1 rRNA gene is annotated in these 285 nt (G+C 64.6%); it reads right to left on the bottom strand.

Annotated features, from left to right (window positions below):
* Positions 1–285: ribosomal RNA gene (locus tag AC27E8_RS00260) — 16S ribosomal RNA — on the bottom strand; the annotation flags it as partial.

The following is a 285-nucleotide window of genomic DNA, read 5'->3' as shown; positions in this document are numbered from 1 at the left end:
TGCCTCCCGTAGGAGTCTGGGCCGTGTCTCAGTCCCAGTGTGGCCGGTCACCCTCTCAGGTCGGCTACGCATCGTCGCCTTGGTGGGCCGTTACCCCGCCAACTAGCTAATGCGCCGCGGGCTCCTCTCTCAGCGGCCCAGTCGGGCCTTTCCCCGCAAGAAGATGCCTCCTCGCGGGCGTATCCGGCATTAGCGCCCGTTTCCGGGCGTTATTCCGGTCTGAAAGGCAGATTACCCACGTGTTCCTCACCCGTCCGCCGCTGACCTCAAAAGAGGTCCGCTCGA

The sequence above is a fragment of the Alicyclobacillus sp. CIJ1 genome (genome assembly GCF_057538885.1).
This window is presented reverse-complemented; position numbering and strand designations above follow the sequence as displayed.